Origin of the sequence: Flavobacterium procerum, assembly GCF_042431625.1 — a bacterium.
Lineage (GTDB): Bacteria > Bacteroidota > Bacteroidia > Flavobacteriales > Flavobacteriaceae > Flavobacterium > Flavobacterium procerum.
This window is the reverse complement of sequence record NZ_JBHLYW010000010.1, coordinates 603,757-620,050: the sequence shown is the minus strand read 5'-3', so window position 1 is coordinate 620,050 and position 16,294 is coordinate 603,757. Positions and strand designations below refer to the sequence as shown.

General features: G+C 35.0%; 15 protein-coding genes. 2 read left to right on the top strand and 13 right to left on the bottom strand.

The genetic code is table 11. The features are described from left to right. The first annotated feature begins 225 nt into the window (after positions 1-225). Positions 226-1,023, top strand: a complete 798-nt coding sequence (locus ACFFLS_RS17080) for an AraC family transcriptional regulator (RefSeq protein WP_379684300.1) — start codon at positions 226-228, stop codon at positions 1,021-1,023. Between the two features lie 78 nt (positions 1,024-1,101). Continuing rightward, positions 1,102-1,965 carry a CPBP family intramembrane glutamic endopeptidase gene (locus tag ACFFLS_RS17075; RefSeq protein ID WP_379684301.1) on the top strand — a complete coding sequence of 288 codons (864 nt, stop codon included), beginning with the start codon at positions 1,102-1,104 and terminating at the stop codon, positions 1,963-1,965. A 92-nt stretch (positions 1,966-2,057) separates the two neighbouring features. Here ACFFLS_RS17075 and ACFFLS_RS17070 read toward each other — a convergent pair whose 3' ends face one another. The 13 genes from ACFFLS_RS17070 to rnc all read right to left on the bottom strand — a co-directional run bounded on the left by ACFFLS_RS17070 (position 2,058) and on the right by rnc (position 16,292). After that, positions 2,058-3,215: a BamA/TamA family outer membrane protein gene (locus ACFFLS_RS17070; RefSeq protein WP_379684303.1), complete on the bottom strand. Its 1,158-nt coding sequence runs from the start codon at positions 3,213-3,215 to the stop codon at positions 2,058-2,060. A gap of 60 nt (positions 3,216-3,275) precedes the next feature. Then, positions 3,276-4,241, bottom strand: coding sequence for a SphA family protein (locus tag ACFFLS_RS17065; protein ID WP_379684304.1), 966 nt, complete (start codon positions 4,239-4,241; stop codon positions 3,276-3,278). 45 nt (positions 4,242-4,286) lie between these two features. Beyond that, a complete protein-coding gene (locus ACFFLS_RS17060) occupies positions 4,287-5,465 on the bottom strand; it encodes a helix-turn-helix domain-containing protein (RefSeq protein WP_379684305.1) in 1,179 nt (392 codons plus the stop codon). 124 nt (positions 5,466-5,589) lie between these two features. Beyond that, positions 5,590-6,168: a DUF4136 domain-containing protein gene (locus tag ACFFLS_RS17055; RefSeq protein WP_379684306.1), complete on the bottom strand. Its 579-nt coding sequence runs from the start codon at positions 6,166-6,168 to the stop codon at positions 5,590-5,592. 217 nt (positions 6,169-6,385) lie between these two features. Next, complete coding sequence (locus ACFFLS_RS17050; RefSeq protein ID WP_379684307.1) at positions 6,386-7,129, bottom strand: DUF6515 family protein; 744 nt, start codon at positions 7,127-7,129, stop codon at positions 6,386-6,388. Between the two features lie 20 nt (positions 7,130-7,149). Beyond that, positions 7,150-7,890, bottom strand: coding sequence for a DUF2092 domain-containing protein (locus ACFFLS_RS17045; protein ID WP_379684308.1), 741 nt, complete (start codon positions 7,888-7,890; stop codon positions 7,150-7,152). A 27-nt stretch (positions 7,891-7,917) separates the two neighbouring features. Next, complete coding sequence (locus tag ACFFLS_RS17040; protein WP_379684309.1) at positions 7,918-9,318, bottom strand: DUF2252 domain-containing protein; 1,401 nt, start codon at positions 9,316-9,318, stop codon at positions 7,918-7,920. A gap of 11 nt (positions 9,319-9,329) precedes the next feature. Beyond that, positions 9,330-10,139, bottom strand: a complete 810-nt coding sequence (locus ACFFLS_RS17035; RefSeq protein WP_379684310.1) for a hypothetical protein — start codon at positions 10,137-10,139, stop codon at positions 9,330-9,332. Between the two features lie 83 nt (positions 10,140-10,222). Beyond that, positions 10,223-11,233, bottom strand: coding sequence for an HAD family hydrolase (locus ACFFLS_RS17030; protein ID WP_379684311.1), 1,011 nt, complete (start codon positions 11,231-11,233; stop codon positions 10,223-10,225). A 62-nt stretch (positions 11,234-11,295) separates the two neighbouring features. Next, positions 11,296-12,978 carry an arylsulfatase gene (locus ACFFLS_RS17025; protein ID WP_379684313.1) on the bottom strand — a complete coding sequence of 561 codons (1,683 nt, stop codon included), beginning with the start codon at positions 12,976-12,978 and terminating at the stop codon, positions 11,296-11,298. 520 nt (positions 12,979-13,498) lie between these two features. Next, positions 13,499-14,932 carry a pyruvate kinase gene (pyk, locus tag ACFFLS_RS17020; protein ID WP_379684314.1) on the bottom strand — a complete coding sequence of 478 codons (1,434 nt, stop codon included), beginning with the start codon at positions 14,930-14,932 and terminating at the stop codon, positions 13,499-13,501. 5 nt (positions 14,933-14,937) lie between these two features. After that, positions 14,938-15,426, bottom strand: a complete 489-nt coding sequence (locus ACFFLS_RS17015) for an IPExxxVDY family protein (protein WP_379684315.1) — start codon at positions 15,424-15,426, stop codon at positions 14,938-14,940. A gap of 125 nt (positions 15,427-15,551) precedes the next feature. Further along, positions 15,552-16,292, bottom strand: coding sequence for a ribonuclease III (gene rnc, locus ACFFLS_RS17010; RefSeq protein WP_135223201.1), 741 nt, complete (start codon positions 16,290-16,292; stop codon positions 15,552-15,554). Positions 16,293-16,294 lie beyond the last annotated feature (2 nt).

Sequence of the window (16,294 nt, the reverse complement as noted above, 5' to 3'; positions counted from 1 at the left end):
ACTTATTAGTAGCCCTAATTTTATTTTTGTTACAAATCAATTAAATATTAGGTAAAAAAACTATTATTTTTCCGTTAATATTTACACAATGTTTTTCTTAAGCATCCAAAACTTACAAATTACGTAAAATACAATTCTGTACTGAATTGGCTTTACCCAATATTCTTTAATTATAAGAATTAATAGTATTTTCGTTTCTGATAAAAGCCAAGCTGGAAACAGAAAATGTACGAACTCGAAAACGAAAAATATTTAGGCAATACCAAAAACAGCTTTAATACACAGCAGGGAATTGCAGTTGTAGAAACTGAATACCAGCAAAAGGTTTATGAAGGATGGCATTCGCATAATAATGCACATATTACACTTTTCTTAAAAGGCGGTACTACTGAAAAAAGGAAAAATTTTAGCGAAACTGTAGGGCCGGGTTCTTTGTTGTTTTATCACAGTGATGAGTTGCACTTAAACCAGAATACACTTTTTCCTTCTCGCAATATCAATATCGAAATGGAAGAAAATCTACTTAAAGAACTTGATTTATCAGAAGCTTTAATCGAAAAATCAGTTCAAAATAGCGCTTTAACCAAGTTTTTGATACTAAAAATCTTTAAGGAAACGCAAAACGCTGATCACTTTACTAATGATAATATTAGAATGCTGTTTTCGCAATTGTCGCACTCAAGTACACATTTAGAACGATTTGAAAAAAGTCCGTATTGGGTAAAAAGCTTAAGTGAATTATTAAATGATTGCTGGAACGAAAATCCGAATCTTCAGGATTTATCGCAGGTTCTACAATTGAATCCTATTACAATATCAAAACATTTTCCGAAATATTTTGGCTGTACTTTAGGCGAATATATGCGACGTATCAAAATTAATCGTTCGCTCTCGCTGATACAATCTTCGCATAGCAGTTTAACAGAAATTGCTTTAGATTGTGGTTTTTCAGATCAAAGTCATTTTATTCGAACATTTAAAAATCAAACGGGGTTTCTTCCAAAGCATTTTCAAAAATTATAGAGAGGCAAATTTCATTCTATTTTTTGGTGGTTAGGCAATTTACTTTTGCTTCAGATAAATACTTAAACCCAAATTTAAATGGAAACTCTTACCACAAAACAAAAAATATTTAATTCTCCGGTAACCAAAATTATTTTTGCCTTATTGGTTTTTATGCCTGTTGTAATTATTGGACAACAGATTGCTGTCAAATTACTGGCTTTAACACCACTGGACAAAGATTATAGAAATCTTCTCAAAGGGCTTTTTGTATCTTCTGCATGTATTTTAAGTTATATTGTCTTCTTTAAAAAATATGACAAGAGAGCCGTAACAGAATTTGCATCAAAAGGTCTTGCTAAAAATCTTATCATTGGAATACTGATTGGCTTTATTTTACAATCGTTGACTATTTTGGTAATGTATCTCAATGGTAATTACAGTATTACAGCTGTAAATCCGATTTCATTTATTCTGATTCCGTTTGCACTTATGTTTACCGTAGCCATAATCGAAGAAATACTGGTACGAGGCATTATTTTTAGGGTTTTGGAAGAAAAACTGGGAAGTTACAATGCTTTGACGATATCCTCAGTCTTATTTGGTGTTTTTCATTTGGCAAATCCTAACGGAACTTTACTTTCATCAATATGCATTACAACTGCGGGATTTTTGATGGGAGCGGTATTTATTTATAGCCGTAATTTATGGATGCCGATTGCACTGCATTTTGCATGGAATTTTACACAATCAGGAATTTTTGGAGCTATTACATCTGGAAACGAAAAGACTAATAGTTTAGTCGAAGCTCAAATTCAGGGACCGGAATTTATTACTGGAGGAGCTTTTGGACCAGAAGGATCGATTCAGGCAATAGCATTTCTGGCATTAGCGACGATTTTAGTATTGATATTATGTCACAAAGAAAATAAACTTATTAAACCTTATTGGAAAAGATTTTAACCAAAAAAATCAATCATCAATCAATCAACCAGCATATTTGCATTACGCTGTTGTCAAACCCGAAAGTTACATTTCGGGTTTTTATTTAAAAACTATCTCAACCAATTACTTCCAAAAACAATATAATAAGCCCAGTCTTCTGGACCTCGGGCAACATCGACGCCCATTCTGAGTTTGAATTTTCGGGCAATCAAATATCTAAAACCGGTTCCATAGCTGTATATAACCGGTTTAGAAAAAGCTTTGTCCCAGTTGTTAAAAGCACTTGCCAAGCCTCCATATCCCATAAGGCTCCATCTTCTGTACAAATCCCATCTTAATTCGGCTTCGGTAACAATACTTGTTTTTCCCTGATATCGTGCCGCAGGAATTCCTCTTAAGTTTATTCCTGGCAATAAGTAAAAAGGCGGATTCCCAAATGCCTGTTCGCCTTCTACTCTTAGTCCGCCGATTAATTTTTTAGTTAATGGATAAAAACCAATAGCCGATAAATTGACCCGCCACGCATCATAATCGCTTCCGAGTATATTATCAGACCAAAAAAAATCAGACTGAAGCCGTATTCCTTTATCTGGCGTAAAAATATTGTCTCGCCCGTCAAACTGAATGGCTGCTCCTAATTGGCTTATTGTGCTTTTAATGTCTTTTGGTTCTACAAAAGGTGGCGGAAGATTAAAATCGGGAAGGTTTATTTTTGAATTTAAAAAGAGATACTGCGGACCTGCACTCCATTTCGGATTATTAAATTGCTTAAGCCATTGTGTGTAGAATATCGTCGACCTAAAATTGAGTTTAAATTCCTGATCGTTTTGATTCGGCAGATTGTTGGCATAAAATGACAAATTCATATCGCCATATCCAGCCATAACACGATACAGAATTTTAGATTTAATAAGTGTTCCAGAGCGAAAAGCGCCTACCATCCAGCTTTTGTTTGAAGTGTACATTCCCATACCACCCGTGATATCTGGATTTATGAAACGTTTTTTACCGTTTTCGTCTACAACAGGAGCGTGTTTTTTTAGGAAAACGGGAACTATTGCACCTCCAAATCCGCCGAGAGCTGGTTCTGTTATAATGGTTGGGACAACGATAAATCCGTGGGCATAAATTAGATAATCGCTTAAATCAAACGCACCATCTAAAGAGTCTTTTATGCTGATATGGTATTTTTGTCCGTGAACCATGCATGAAAACAGTAAAAGAACTACAAGAGAAATTTTCTGAAAGAGGAGTTTCGTTTTTTTCATATAAGAGTCTAAATATTTTATTCAAAACAGTCTTAAGAATGCTTACTCAGTTTCAAAAAACTATTCTTTTTTTAAACTAAAAACATGAGCTAGCGTAATAAAAAAGGTATTCCCCTGCAGTCTGTTTATTGCATCAACTTCCGAAACCCATCGAAAACCGGCAGAAGTACTGCTTTTGATGTGAAAATAATTCAGCTCAGCTCCCAAACCTCCAGTACGGTCTTTTTCGCCCTCTAAGACGGTGGTTCCTAGAGGAATCTTGTCATCACTTACTTTGTATTGCATGTAATAAATCAGCCCTGCATTTAAGATTCCCTTTGGAGCAGTCTTTTCGGTATTCATACAATAAAAAGTTTTTCCAATTCCGCCTTCAATACTCAATATATCTCCGGTCTTGATTTCAGTATCTTTCTTTTTGCTGTTGATTTCGTAAGCTGCCAAAACAGAAAAATGAAACGTCTTTTTATCATTAAAATAAAGTGTTGTTCCACCAGAGAATTCGTTTATATACATTCCCAAACCGCTATTATCGCTAGCGCCCAATTTGTATTTTCCAGTAGGAAGATAGAGCTGATAGCTGAATACAAAATCAGCTTTTTTGTTATGCCATCCTAATTGTACAGGTTGTAGGAGCATATCAGTAAAGGCAAAAGGGCTGTTAGAATCAATGTAATTTCCCTGAATAGTATTAGAGGCAAAAGCAACTAGTAAAGTCGCACCGTAATTGGCTCCCAAAATTTTAAAATTGCTTATGTATGAGGCACCAATACCAGTCAAAAACATCGAGAAATCGGGATTTCCGACTTTATTGCCGTCGGCGTTCCGCATGCAGTTTGCAGTGTAAATATATCCCGGAATATAAACGCTTAAGGTATTTTCAGGCGCTTGACTTCCGGATTTTAAACCGGAAGATCCAAGAATATGCCCCCCTTTAAGCTGTGCAGTTCCAGATAAGGAAAACAATACTGCAGCTATGCTAAAAATCAGTTTTAAAAACTGTTCAACTTGATTAAATTTTGTTTTCACCTTTACAAATGTTTTAAAAATTTACTAAGGTTTTCCATTCGATGCTTATTTAAAATAGTAAGCACTCGTCTGTTCAGGATGTATTCTGATTGTTTTAAAATATTCAGACGGCGATTTGCCTGTATGCTTTATAAAAGCTCTGAAACAAGTTGTGCGAGATTTAAATCCAGATCCCCAAGCCATTCCTTCTAGGGATAAATCTTTCCATTCAGGGTCATTTATTTTTTCTTTGAAATATTCAATTCTTTTCAGATTTACATAATCCTGAAAATGAAGCCCAAATTCAGAGTTTATCAAATTTGACAGATGATGAACAGATATTCCAGTTTCGTCAGACAGATCTCTAATAACAAAATCTTTTTTCAGAAAAAGTTTTTTAGCATTAAAAACATGGTCAAGTTTTAAAAGATAATCTTCTTTTTTCTCTAGTGTTAACTCGTTTATGAGCGGCAATATGTTTTTCGTCTCTTTTGTTTTAATCATAAAATTGATATCACTCACAAAATCGAGAGATTCATCATCATCATTATCATGAAAAATCTGCGGTTTAAAATAAAGCCAACCAACAGTAAAAAACAGAACAGAAGAAATTAAGAAATAACACGAAAGATCTAATACGTCTATAGTTTTGAGAAAACGATGTACAAAAAGTGCAGAAAACAAAAAGAGTATACTAAGATTATAAACCCTAATCCAGTTGATTACTTTGGTTCTGTGAAATTGGTTTCCTTTAAATTTTTTCAGATCATAGTTTAAAATCAACATGGTTTGAAAAAAGACATAGAAAAGCCATATAGTAAGAGCCAAAATTGAAAATGGATTGTTTATAATGGAAGCAACGAAATCTACTATTCTAAAATCTGTCAAACTTCCTGCGTATACAAAAACAATCAAAAATAAGTAGATAGCGAAAGGCAAAAAATGCAGCCAATCGTATTTTCTAAAATTTCTGCCATCAGACAAAATATTTCGCACATATAAAAAGGAACATGGTGCAGCTAAAAAAATAAAAGATTTTGGTATTAAAAATAAATCAGGAAATTCTTTAAAGATGTCGGCCGAAAGATAAAAATTGTAAATACTTACTACAGCCAAACTCAGCATGAACATTCCTAAGAAAAAGCTTTTAGAATAATTTTTCTTAGAAAACAGCACAATAAAAGCAGTAGCAAAGCCTGCAATTGTTGCAATAAAAAAGAAAAGAGAGAGAAGTATATCGGTCATTTTTTTAAGTTTGATTTGTTAGCTTATTCTTAAAAATAGAGTACGAAGAGGCTTTCAAATTTTAAAAAGATGTATTTGCCCACGAGAGCAGGCAAATACAGCAGCCTTTTGAATTGGTTTCAGACTATTTTTTAGCTGTTCCGGGTGGGAAATCGGCTAATATTTTTTTAATAGAGGTATTAATGAACTCTTCGGGATTATCGGGTTTACTGTCGATTTCGGCATTTCCGATGCCTTGCCACAATAATTTTTGGGTTTTGGTCGACACTATATCAATAACCAATGAGCCGTCGACATAATCATAAGTATTAAATGTCGTATTTGCACCGCCCATCATAGCGCCACCGCCCCAATATCCGTAAGGACGATACATTCCTCCGTATCCGTAAAAATCGGTGTTGGCACTTACTGATGTTTTATTTTTCAGAATAGATACTGCATTGACTTTTAAATCCGGATTTGAAGATTCTGTAAATCCTTTAGCGAGCATTTCGTTTCTGATTGCTCTTGTCACACGATCGATATTGAGCTGATTAACTTGTCCTTCTTGAGCTCTCAAATCATAGACAGCAAAAGTCTTATATTCGCTGAAGTTGGCACTGTGGTCATAATCGGTTGTGACTTTTACAGTTGGGGAGCAACTGTAAAACAATCCCAATAATAATAAGGGAATTATACGAAGATTTATGCTTTTAATATTCATGTTGTGGTATTTAAATTAATAATTAAATTAGTCTAACTCGAATGTATTAAAATAGTAAAAATCCTGAATGTAAGAAAAAAGGCGTTTATTGACTGAGTTGTCTTTGTAAAGTATTATTAGTCAAATAATTGTAGATTGGTAAAGATAGCTTTTTTTATTTAATCAACGTGTGTTTTTGTGTAAAATTCTTACGTAAAATTACCTAACTGTTTAAAGACTATTTTCCCTGAACAACAACATAGCTATCCTGTCCGTCTTTAGAAATTGGCTGATAATACACATTGTTATAAATCATATATTTTTGACCGTCTATAGTTTTTTCTTCAGCTCCTTCGGGTAAGTGTGTTATTACAGCTCCGACAGGCGCAGTTACCACTTTATATTTTGGTGCGGTTTGTACATAATAAGTACCTCCGTAATAGTAATATTCTGTTCCAGAAACATTTATTTTCAAAGATCCTTTTGGGAGTTCCGGAATTTCGGCTCCTATTGGTGCAGGAACAACTTTATAGCCGTTTGACTCTTTTGTATAATAAACTCCATCATCATAATTGTATTTGCTGTCTTCTACAGAGATTACAATTGCTGCAGTAGTAAGAGTAGTCAAAAAGAATCCAATCGGATACCATGTTGGTCCCCAATAATAAGGTACAAACGGATGGTAGATATACGGATAAGGAACCGGATATGGATGGAACGGTGGCGGAGGCAAAGGCCTTGGATAAGGATGCGGTGGAATTGGTCTTGGTCCAGGAGGAATAGGACGTGGCCCTGGCGGAATCGGTCTTGGTGCGGGATTTGGTCTCGGCGTTGGAGGATGAGGCATTGGCATAGGTCTTGGCATAACGGCATGTGGCGTAAAATGCCCAAAACGCTGTGAGTTCGCAGTTTCAGGAATTAGCATCATTACAAATAATGCTATAAGAATCCATGATTTTATGTTTTTGATGTCTAATTTCATGATTATAGAATTTATAATGATTATTTTTTGTCTTCTCTCGGTATCATTTTGACTTTTACAGCTTTAGGAGGTGCGGTAAATTCAAACATATAATCTGAATAATCAGTATTTATAATCCAGTCTTTGTAAACGGCTTCGTATTGAGGTTTCTCTTTGTCGGCAGTATAAACAATTACCATTTTTGCCGGAAGGAAATAATCATCATTGGTAATCCAGAACTGAAAACTTTTGTTTTTGTCGGTTCCAGCAATATGAAAGCATTCGTGGTCGTTAATAATTGTTTTTCCCAAATAAATCAGGTTGCCTTGCTCGGCTTTTAGATCTTCCAGAAAAGTTTCGTAGAAAAAATCGGCGGCAGGAAATTCGATTCCAAATTTTCTACTGGTTTCATCCATTGTCTCAATTACAGATTTTGGTGCAGGAGCCGTGCTGTAGGTATTATTGTCAAAAGAATAATAAGTTAAGGTTTTGCCATTGTACCATAAACTTTTATTCCCTTTATCTCCAGAGGAAGTGATTTTCATTTTATCTGGAAATTTAATAATCACTCTTTCGTTTACAGAATGTTTGATCAATCCGAGGCTTTCATTAGAAATATCATAAGTGACCACAGCGTGAAAACTGCACGATTTTATGTATTGTAATGATTCTGTAGAACGATGCAAAATATAAACAGCAGCAGAATCGATGCGCTGTGTCTGGCTGTTAATGGACATATTCATCATTAAAAAGCCTATTAAAAACAGTATTTTTCTTCTCATATTTTGAATTGTTTAATGAATGAAAGCTTAAACATCGGGAGCAATCGGTAGCCTTCCCTCCTTAATTGCCTCAAGCATTTTAGTATAATCGATTTCGTTTTGAGCGGCGTACGCCATAGAGAATTTTGCAATCGCATCGGCAAATTCATTTCCTTTTCCGATATATCCTGATACTACCGAAGGATCTCCAGAACGTGCATGAGCTCTTGCGAGTGCCCAGCCGCACGATTTTGCATAATCGATCATATTATCAGATTTCATAATCTCTAGCACCGGTTTTACTTTTGCATCCCGTAGCTGTCTGATATAGAAAAATCGGTTTTGGTCGTCGCTTGTCCATCCTAAAAACATATCAGAAGCCGACTGCATTAATTTCTGTCCGATTACAATTCGTTCGCCTTGATGCGTGTATTTTGATTTATTTTTAAGATTTGCTTCTAGTACACTTTTCCGAGCTTCTTTAAACTGCAGAAAAATAGGTTCGCCAGTTGCAGACATAAGCAGTGTAATACCGCACATGGTTCCAACACTTCCTACGCCCACCACTTTTATGGCAATGTCATGGAGCTTATATCTGCTCAGCAGTATTTTCTTGTCATCTGATAATGATTCTATATATAGAATATGTGCTTTTTCGGCTGCTTTTAAAACCTCTTCTTCTTCTCGTATTGTAGGATGATAAATTAAAGGAGGTTCGTCTTTTATTCGAGCTCGCGGACCTTGCTGATACGTCATTTTGGCAAATTCTTTTTCATGAGCCGTATATTCAGATGCTTTTTTAATTCGTTTCAAATGAAATTTTTTAATTTCTTCATCTTCTCCCATTTCAATCAATTCGGAAAGATCAATATCGGCATACCAAATCTGAAGAGCCGATAAATGACTGTAATCCAACATATGTCTTTTATAGCTGTCTGCAGTGTGCCAGGCAAATTCTTTGCAGTGTTTGTCTGAAAAATTTCTCCATTTTCCAGCAATGGCAAAACTTGTGGACAGTCTTTTTAAATCCCATTCCCAAGGTCCTGGGTAAGTTTCGTCAAAATCATTTATATCAAAGACCAGTTTTCGTTCGGGAGTTGCAAATCCTCCAAAATTCATTAAATGACAATCACCGCAAAGTTGCAGATGAATACCGCTGTTTGGTGTATGTGCCAAATCTTCTGCCATAATAGCGGCCGCGCCCCTGAAAAAGGCAAACGGAGATTCCATCATCCTTTGGTAGCGTATCGGAAGCAATGTTTCGATTCGTCCAATATTGGTCTCAATCAGAATCTCAATCGGATCTCGTCTTTTTTCTGGAATATTCCATTGCTGATGAGCAGAACGAGGGGTTGTCTTTCTGATTTCGGTTCCTTTGGCAAAACGAGTCGCTTTTGATAGAGCAGGATCAAATAAGTTTTCTATAGATGCATTAAATTCATCACTCATGGCCGAAGTTTTTATTTTTGTGGAAAAACAAAAGCAACAACAGCTCTTAGTCCCCAGTCTGGTCTTATACTGGAATGTCCTACAATCGGAATTAAAGGCATAACGGCAAATTGCATGGTCTGACTGCCTAATTTTGTAATTGCGCCAACATTTGGACTTATTGTGATAAGGGTTGTGTTTCCCTGCCAGTTTTGAGTAATTTCTGAAGAGATACCTATACTTGCACCGCTTTTGTAACTATGCGTTAAAAATATTTGTGTGTAGAACTGATTGAAATCTGCTCTGTCAGCATTTCCTGCAAAAGACCAAATCTGGTTGGCGATGAAACCAACAGACAAACCTTTTCCTTGATGCATGATTAATAAACTTGGGCCAACGCCGAATTTTTCTGTTCCGAGAAACTTTTCTGTAGCGGTTGGGACTAGAAATGCAGGACCGATTCCGTAGATTATTTTATTGCTTTTTGGTGCAAAAAATGCGGTTACTGTTGCGTCGCTTAAACCAAATTCGTGTGTATTAAGTCCCGTAATATTTCTTTGGTCTACAACGGGTAAAATATAACGTGTAATTAAATTCAGGTTATCAGTCAGTTTAAAAGGAATAACGGGCTGTATATTAATAGTATATTTTACGCCATTATATGGCCCAATTCCATAATTAATATTATTCTGAATCGGTACACTTATTAAACTGGCGACCGGATTGGCCAATTTATCGGCTAATTCCTGTGCGCTGTTGCCGGGTTTTTCAGCTTCCTGTGCACACAAATTAAAACTCAGAAAAAAAACAATAGCAGTACAAAATAGTTTTAGATTTTTCATAACTGTTTAATTTTAGAATTTCAAATTAAAACGCAACAGCTCTTGCGAGTAAAAGCTGTTACATTTTAATTCTACTAATTCAATTATTCGCCCGCAAAAACTTTTTTCCAATCGTCTTTCATATTTATTACATGCCATTTGTTTTTGGAGGCGGCATTTAATGAAGCATTATCTTTTTCCTGATATTTATATTCTCTAATAGAGTCATTATGATTGACGAGCAGTTGAAAGGAAGGGTATTTGTTTCCTTGCGAATATTGCAGCATAGCAATATCACCAGAGCCTCCTTCGTTTCCGCAGGCAAAAACAGGACGTTGTCCGATATGAAGTTGTATGCCTACAGGTTTGGTGTTTTTGTCATTAAAAAGATCTAAAGAAGGTTCTCTCTGCACGACATTTTTTATTGGATCGTATTTGTATTTGAAAGAAGTTCCCACCACTTGTTCTTTTGGAATGCCATAAAAATCTTCAGAGATTCCCCGAACCACTTCGATAGTTCCGCCTGTTACAATGAAAGTTTTAAATCCGTTGGCACGCAGATACTTTAATAATTCCAATTGTGGCTGATAACGTATGTTTCTCAATGGAGTCTCTTTTCCAGGAATTTTAGTATCTTTAAAAAATTCGGCTACCGAAGCTTCGAATTCATCTTCAGACATTCCCGTATGCGTTGCCGCTACCAATTCGATAAGTGCTTTATCTCCGCCTTTTTCAAAATAGCTTTTGTCTTTTTCCAGTACCGCTTTAAAAGGTTGTTTTTGAGCTAAAGCTGGATTGGCTTCTACCATTTTTTTAACACGATAAAAAGCAAATAATTCCTGAATCAATGGTTTTTCAGCCCAAAGCGTTCCGTCATTATCAAAAGTGGCAATCCTATTATTTACAGGAATAAAATCAGGACTTCCCTCTTTAGTTACTTTTTCAACATAAGCAATGATGTCTTTCTTTAGAACGCCGTCGTTCCAGCTTGGTAATGGGTCACTAGTTATTCCTGATTTATTAGTTTCTGAAGATGGGGCAATATGAGTCTCTGACTTTTTACAAGATGCAAACAGGAATAAAATGATTAGCAAAAAAAATATTTTTCTTACCATATTCTTTTCATTTTAATCAAAAGATCCAGACTTCAAACCTGAATCTTTTGATGATTTAGTATCTATTTTTTCTTCTTAGCCGCTGCAGCTTCCTCTTCTTTTACCTTTGGTAAAATATTTTTTTCTACATACTGCTCTGTTTTAATGCTTTGCAGCGTCTGTTTAAGAATAGTTGTTGGATTGAAACTTGGCGGGAAAGAACGTGGAGGATATTCTTTAAAAGTTTCCGCAAAAACGAATACATCGTTCATTGCACCATATACAGAACCCACGTGATTCATTAGCCAATCCCAATAGGTGTTAGAGGTAAAGTCTGCTCGCTCATAAGGATCTTGATAAAGATTGAAGATTTTTTGTAAACGAAGCTCTGTAAATGGTTCTGCCCAAACTCCCATAGTACCTGCTAAACGTTGCTCTGCAAAAACATATTTATAGTCTCCAACACGCATTCCTACCAGTAAACCATCATCATCGGAATAGAAAAATTTATCTCTATGGCTTTTTCCTCCTTTTAATAAATCGGTTTGATCAAATCCATCTAAATGCACTTTATAGTTTTTGCCGTTAGCACTGTATCCTTTTAAAAGTTTATTTATAATATTAGGTTCACCAGCAATAGACGCAAAAGTTGGAATCCAATCGTTATGACTCATTAATTCTGTAGTTACAGTTCCTGGTTTAATATTTCCTGGCCAACGTACAATACAAGGTACACGGAAAGCGCCTTCCCAGTTTGTATTTTTTTCTGATCGGAAAGAGGTCATTGCTCCATCAGGCCATGTATTCATGTGTGGACCATTGTCTGTAGAATATACCACAATTGTATTGTCTGCAATTCCTAAATCATCAAGAGTTTTTAAGATGCTTCCGATTGTTTCATCATGTTCAATCATTCCATCGATATATTCGCTGTCTCCGTGTGTATATCTTCCTCTATGTTCTGCTCTTACGTGTGTACGAAGGTGCATACGTGTAGCATTGAACCAGCAGAAAAATGGTTTACCAGCGGCATTTTGTCTTTTAATAAAGTCAATTGCTGCTGCTGAGGTTTCATCGTCTACTGTTTCCATTCTTTTTTTGGTAAGGGCTCCGGTGTCTTCAATTTTTTGTTTTCCAACTCTTCCAAAACGAGGGTCGGTTGTTGCGTCATCCACATTTGTAGCGGTACATCTTAAAACTCCTCTTGGACCAAATTTTTTCACATATTCTGGATCTTTAGGATAATCTGGTAATTCTGGTTCTTCTTCAGCATTTAAGTGATACAGATTTCCGAAAAATTCATCAAAACCGTTTACAGTTGGGAGACTTTCGTTACGATCACCAAGGTGGTTTTTACCAAATTGACCAGTACTATATCCTAGACTTTTCAGGATGCCTCCAATAGAAGGGTCTAACTGGCTCATTCCCATTGGAGCTCCAGGAAAACCTACTTTTGTAAGACCAGTACGAATACCGTGCTGCCCTGTTAAGAATGCTGCACGCCCAGCGGTACAGCTTTGTTCTCCATAATAATGAAGAAAACGCATTCCTTCATTGGCCAGTTTATCAATGTTTGGAGTAGTATATCCCATCAATCCATCACTGTAGGCACTAATATTAGTAATTCCAATATCATCGCCCCAAAGGACTAATATGTTTGGCTGTTTTTTACTTTGGGCATTTATTGATAAACAGTTAAAGCATAATAATGCCAGTAATATAATCGCATTATTAAATCCGCATTTTAATTTGATCTTTTGTTTCATGATAAAAAAAATTGGTTAATAAGTCTAGTATGTATGAGTGTAATAGCCAAATAAAAAACAAAATATAATTAGGTAGATTTTGTTGGATATTATTAATAGGTTTCAAATTGTTTTTGTACGTAGAAAAACCGCAACAAATTTTAACTGACTCAAAATTAGGTAATTAATAAATTAGAGATTGTGTTTATAGGAGGTGACATTGTTTCATTTTATAAAATGAAACAACATAAATGCAAAATCTGCAACATCGTGTTTCATTTTATAAAATGAAACCGACCAAAATTGCCTGAAATGAGGGTACTAGAATTTTATGTTCTGAAGAAGTGTCTAAAAATTGCTTTTATCTTTATCGTAATGAAATGCGGTTTTTTAGCTAAATTTTATAAAATGAAACCTAGGAATTCATTTTTTAGAGGTTGAAGAGAATTTGTTTGGATGTAAAAGTCTGTAAAATCAAAGTGGTTTAAAACACAAAAGCCACTTACTTTCGTAAATGGCTTTTGTAAATATTCAAGAAATATTATTCTATTTCGGTTACTCTCATGGTGTTAACCATTCCTTTGTCTTTTATTGGCATAGCCGCAAGATTGATTAAATAATCACCTTTTGATGCATAACCTTTATCAACAGCGATTTTGTTTACATCTGTAACAGTATCGTCTGTACTTTCTTCGTTATCATAGTAGAAAGATTTTACTCCCCATAACAAATTCAATTGTGTTAGAATTCTTTTGTTGGAAGTAAATACTAAAATATGTGCTGAAGATGGTCTCCAAGCCGAAATCTGAAAAGCAGTATAGCCGCTGTTTGTAAGCGTACAGATTGCTTTTGCATTAATTTCGTTTGCCAATAAAGCAGCTTGATGACAAACTGTTTTAGTAACAAAACGTTTTGTTTTAATCTGTGGAGTGTTTTGAGGAACTTGGATAAGTGGTGAATTCTCAACAGCTTCACAAATTTGTGCCATTCTTTGGATAACTTGAACTGGATAATTTCCTGTAGCAGTTTCTCCAGAAAGCATTACAGCATCTGCACCATCCATTACTGAGTTTGCAACGTCGTTAACTTCTGCTCTTGTTGGAGTTAAGCTTGTAATCATTGTCTCCATCATTTGTGTAGCAACGATAACTGGAATTCTAGCAGTTTTTGCTCTTCTGATCAAATCTTTTTGAACCAATGGAACTTCGTGAGCAGGAAGCTCAACACCAAGATCTCCACGAGCAACCATTAAACCATCGCAGTATGCTACAATTTTATCCATGTTCTCAAGAGCTTCTGGCATTTCAATTTTAGCAATGATTGGAATTTTAACTTCTGAATGCTTAGCGATTAATTCTTGTAAATCTTGTAAATCGCGTGGAGTTTTCACGAATGAAAGCGCAATCCAGTCTACTTTTTGCTCAATTGCAAAAATTGCATCAGCAATATCTTTTTCAGTTAAAGCTGGTAAAGAAATTTTAGTGTTTGGTAAGTTAACTCCTTTTTTGGATTTTAATTCACCACCTTGAATAACTTTAGCAACAACTTCTGTTTTTTTATCAGTAGAAACAATTTCAAAAATCAGTTTACCATCATCAAGCAAGATACGCTCACCAACATTTACGTCATTTGGGAAATTTTGATATTTCATGAATGCTTTTTTTGCATTTCCGACAATATCCTCGGCAGTTGTAAAAGTGATTTCGTCACCATCATTTACAACAGTGCCTTCTTCCATTACACCAACTCTAAGTTTTGGTCCTTGCAAATCTCCAAGAATAGCAGTTGTGTAACCAAACTCTTCGTTTAAGCTTCTAATAATATTAATTTTCTCTTTTACTCCTTCGTAATCTGCATGCGAAAAATTGATTCTAAACACATTAACACCTGCTTCGATCATATCTTTTATGATCTCTCTTGTACTACAAGCGGGGCCAAGTGTAGCAACAATTTTGGTTTTTTTGTTTTTTAGCATTTTGTTTAAAAAATTAGATTGTTTTTTGATTTTATTTTGTCTGTATCCACAGCATAAATTGCTGCGATACTTTCTATTGCATTTAATTTTTGTTGGATTTCTGAAAAATCAAGCGCCTCTTCGCTATTATCTATTTTCAGGAAAAAATCGACTTTTTTAAATTCAGGAAGTAAATGAATTGTTGTCGAAACCTCACTTGTCTCATTAGAAAACAAATTCTGAAAATCATTTTTACTCACAGAAATGATTTCATTTTTATTCTGAATTAAATTCCATGAAACTGCTTTTTCAGCATCATAGTAATAAAATCTAGAAAAATTTGTTTCGCCTTCCTTAGTCTGAGCATGAATCTCGTTTTTGCTCTTACTTAAGTTAATAGGAAGGTTTTTATTGATAAAATAGGCCAATCGATAATCTTCTAATGAAGTGTGAATTGCCATTAAATAATAATCAACTTCGTCAAATTCGTCTAAATCCAATCTATGAATTGCCATATCATGAAAAATCAAGTTGTAAATATACTATTTCTAACGGAGCATCAATAGTGAAGACGAAGTTGTTTTTGTTAATTTATAAACGAAAACGTTATAGCGTTAAGAAAACTACACTAATTTTGTAGTTATTTCTTGTCTATTTTTTCCTGAAACGCAAAATACGCTCTTTGCGATGCTTTCTCCTCTGCCTTCTTTTTTGAAGTTGCTCTTGCTCGTGCAATTACTTTGTCGTCAATGCTTAATTTGACGCCAAATAAACGTTGTCCGTCTATACCGTTATCTTCAAAAATGTCATAATGAAAAACTCTTTTTTCTTTCTGACACCATTCGATAACCAAACTTTTATAACTAATGACTTTTCCTTCCAGTCTAGCAATATCGACATATGGAGTTATAACTCTTTTCTGGATAAATCTTTCACAGAAAACATAACCTTTGTCCAGATAAATGGCTCCTATAAGTGATTCGAATATATTGCCATGAATGTTTTCTCCAAAATGCTGAATCGGCACTTTGCTTTCTACAAACTGTACTAAATTTAAGTCTTTACCTAATTCGTTAAGGTGTTCTCTACTGACAATTTTAGAACGCATTTTGGTTAAATAGCCCTCGTCTCCATTGGGTGCTTTATTGAACAAATGTGCAGCAATAACCGCGCTAAGCATTGCATCTCCTAAAAACTCAAGTCGCTCATAATTAATAGGATGACCGTCTTTGTCTAATTTATTAGAAGATCTATGTGTAAATGCTTTCCTATAGAAATCTGTATTAACGGGCTGAAAACCAAGTATTTTCTGAATAGTGTCAAAAAAAATCCCGTCTTCTAGAGAACGGGATTTAGAGAATATTTTTTTGATAAAATTCATAC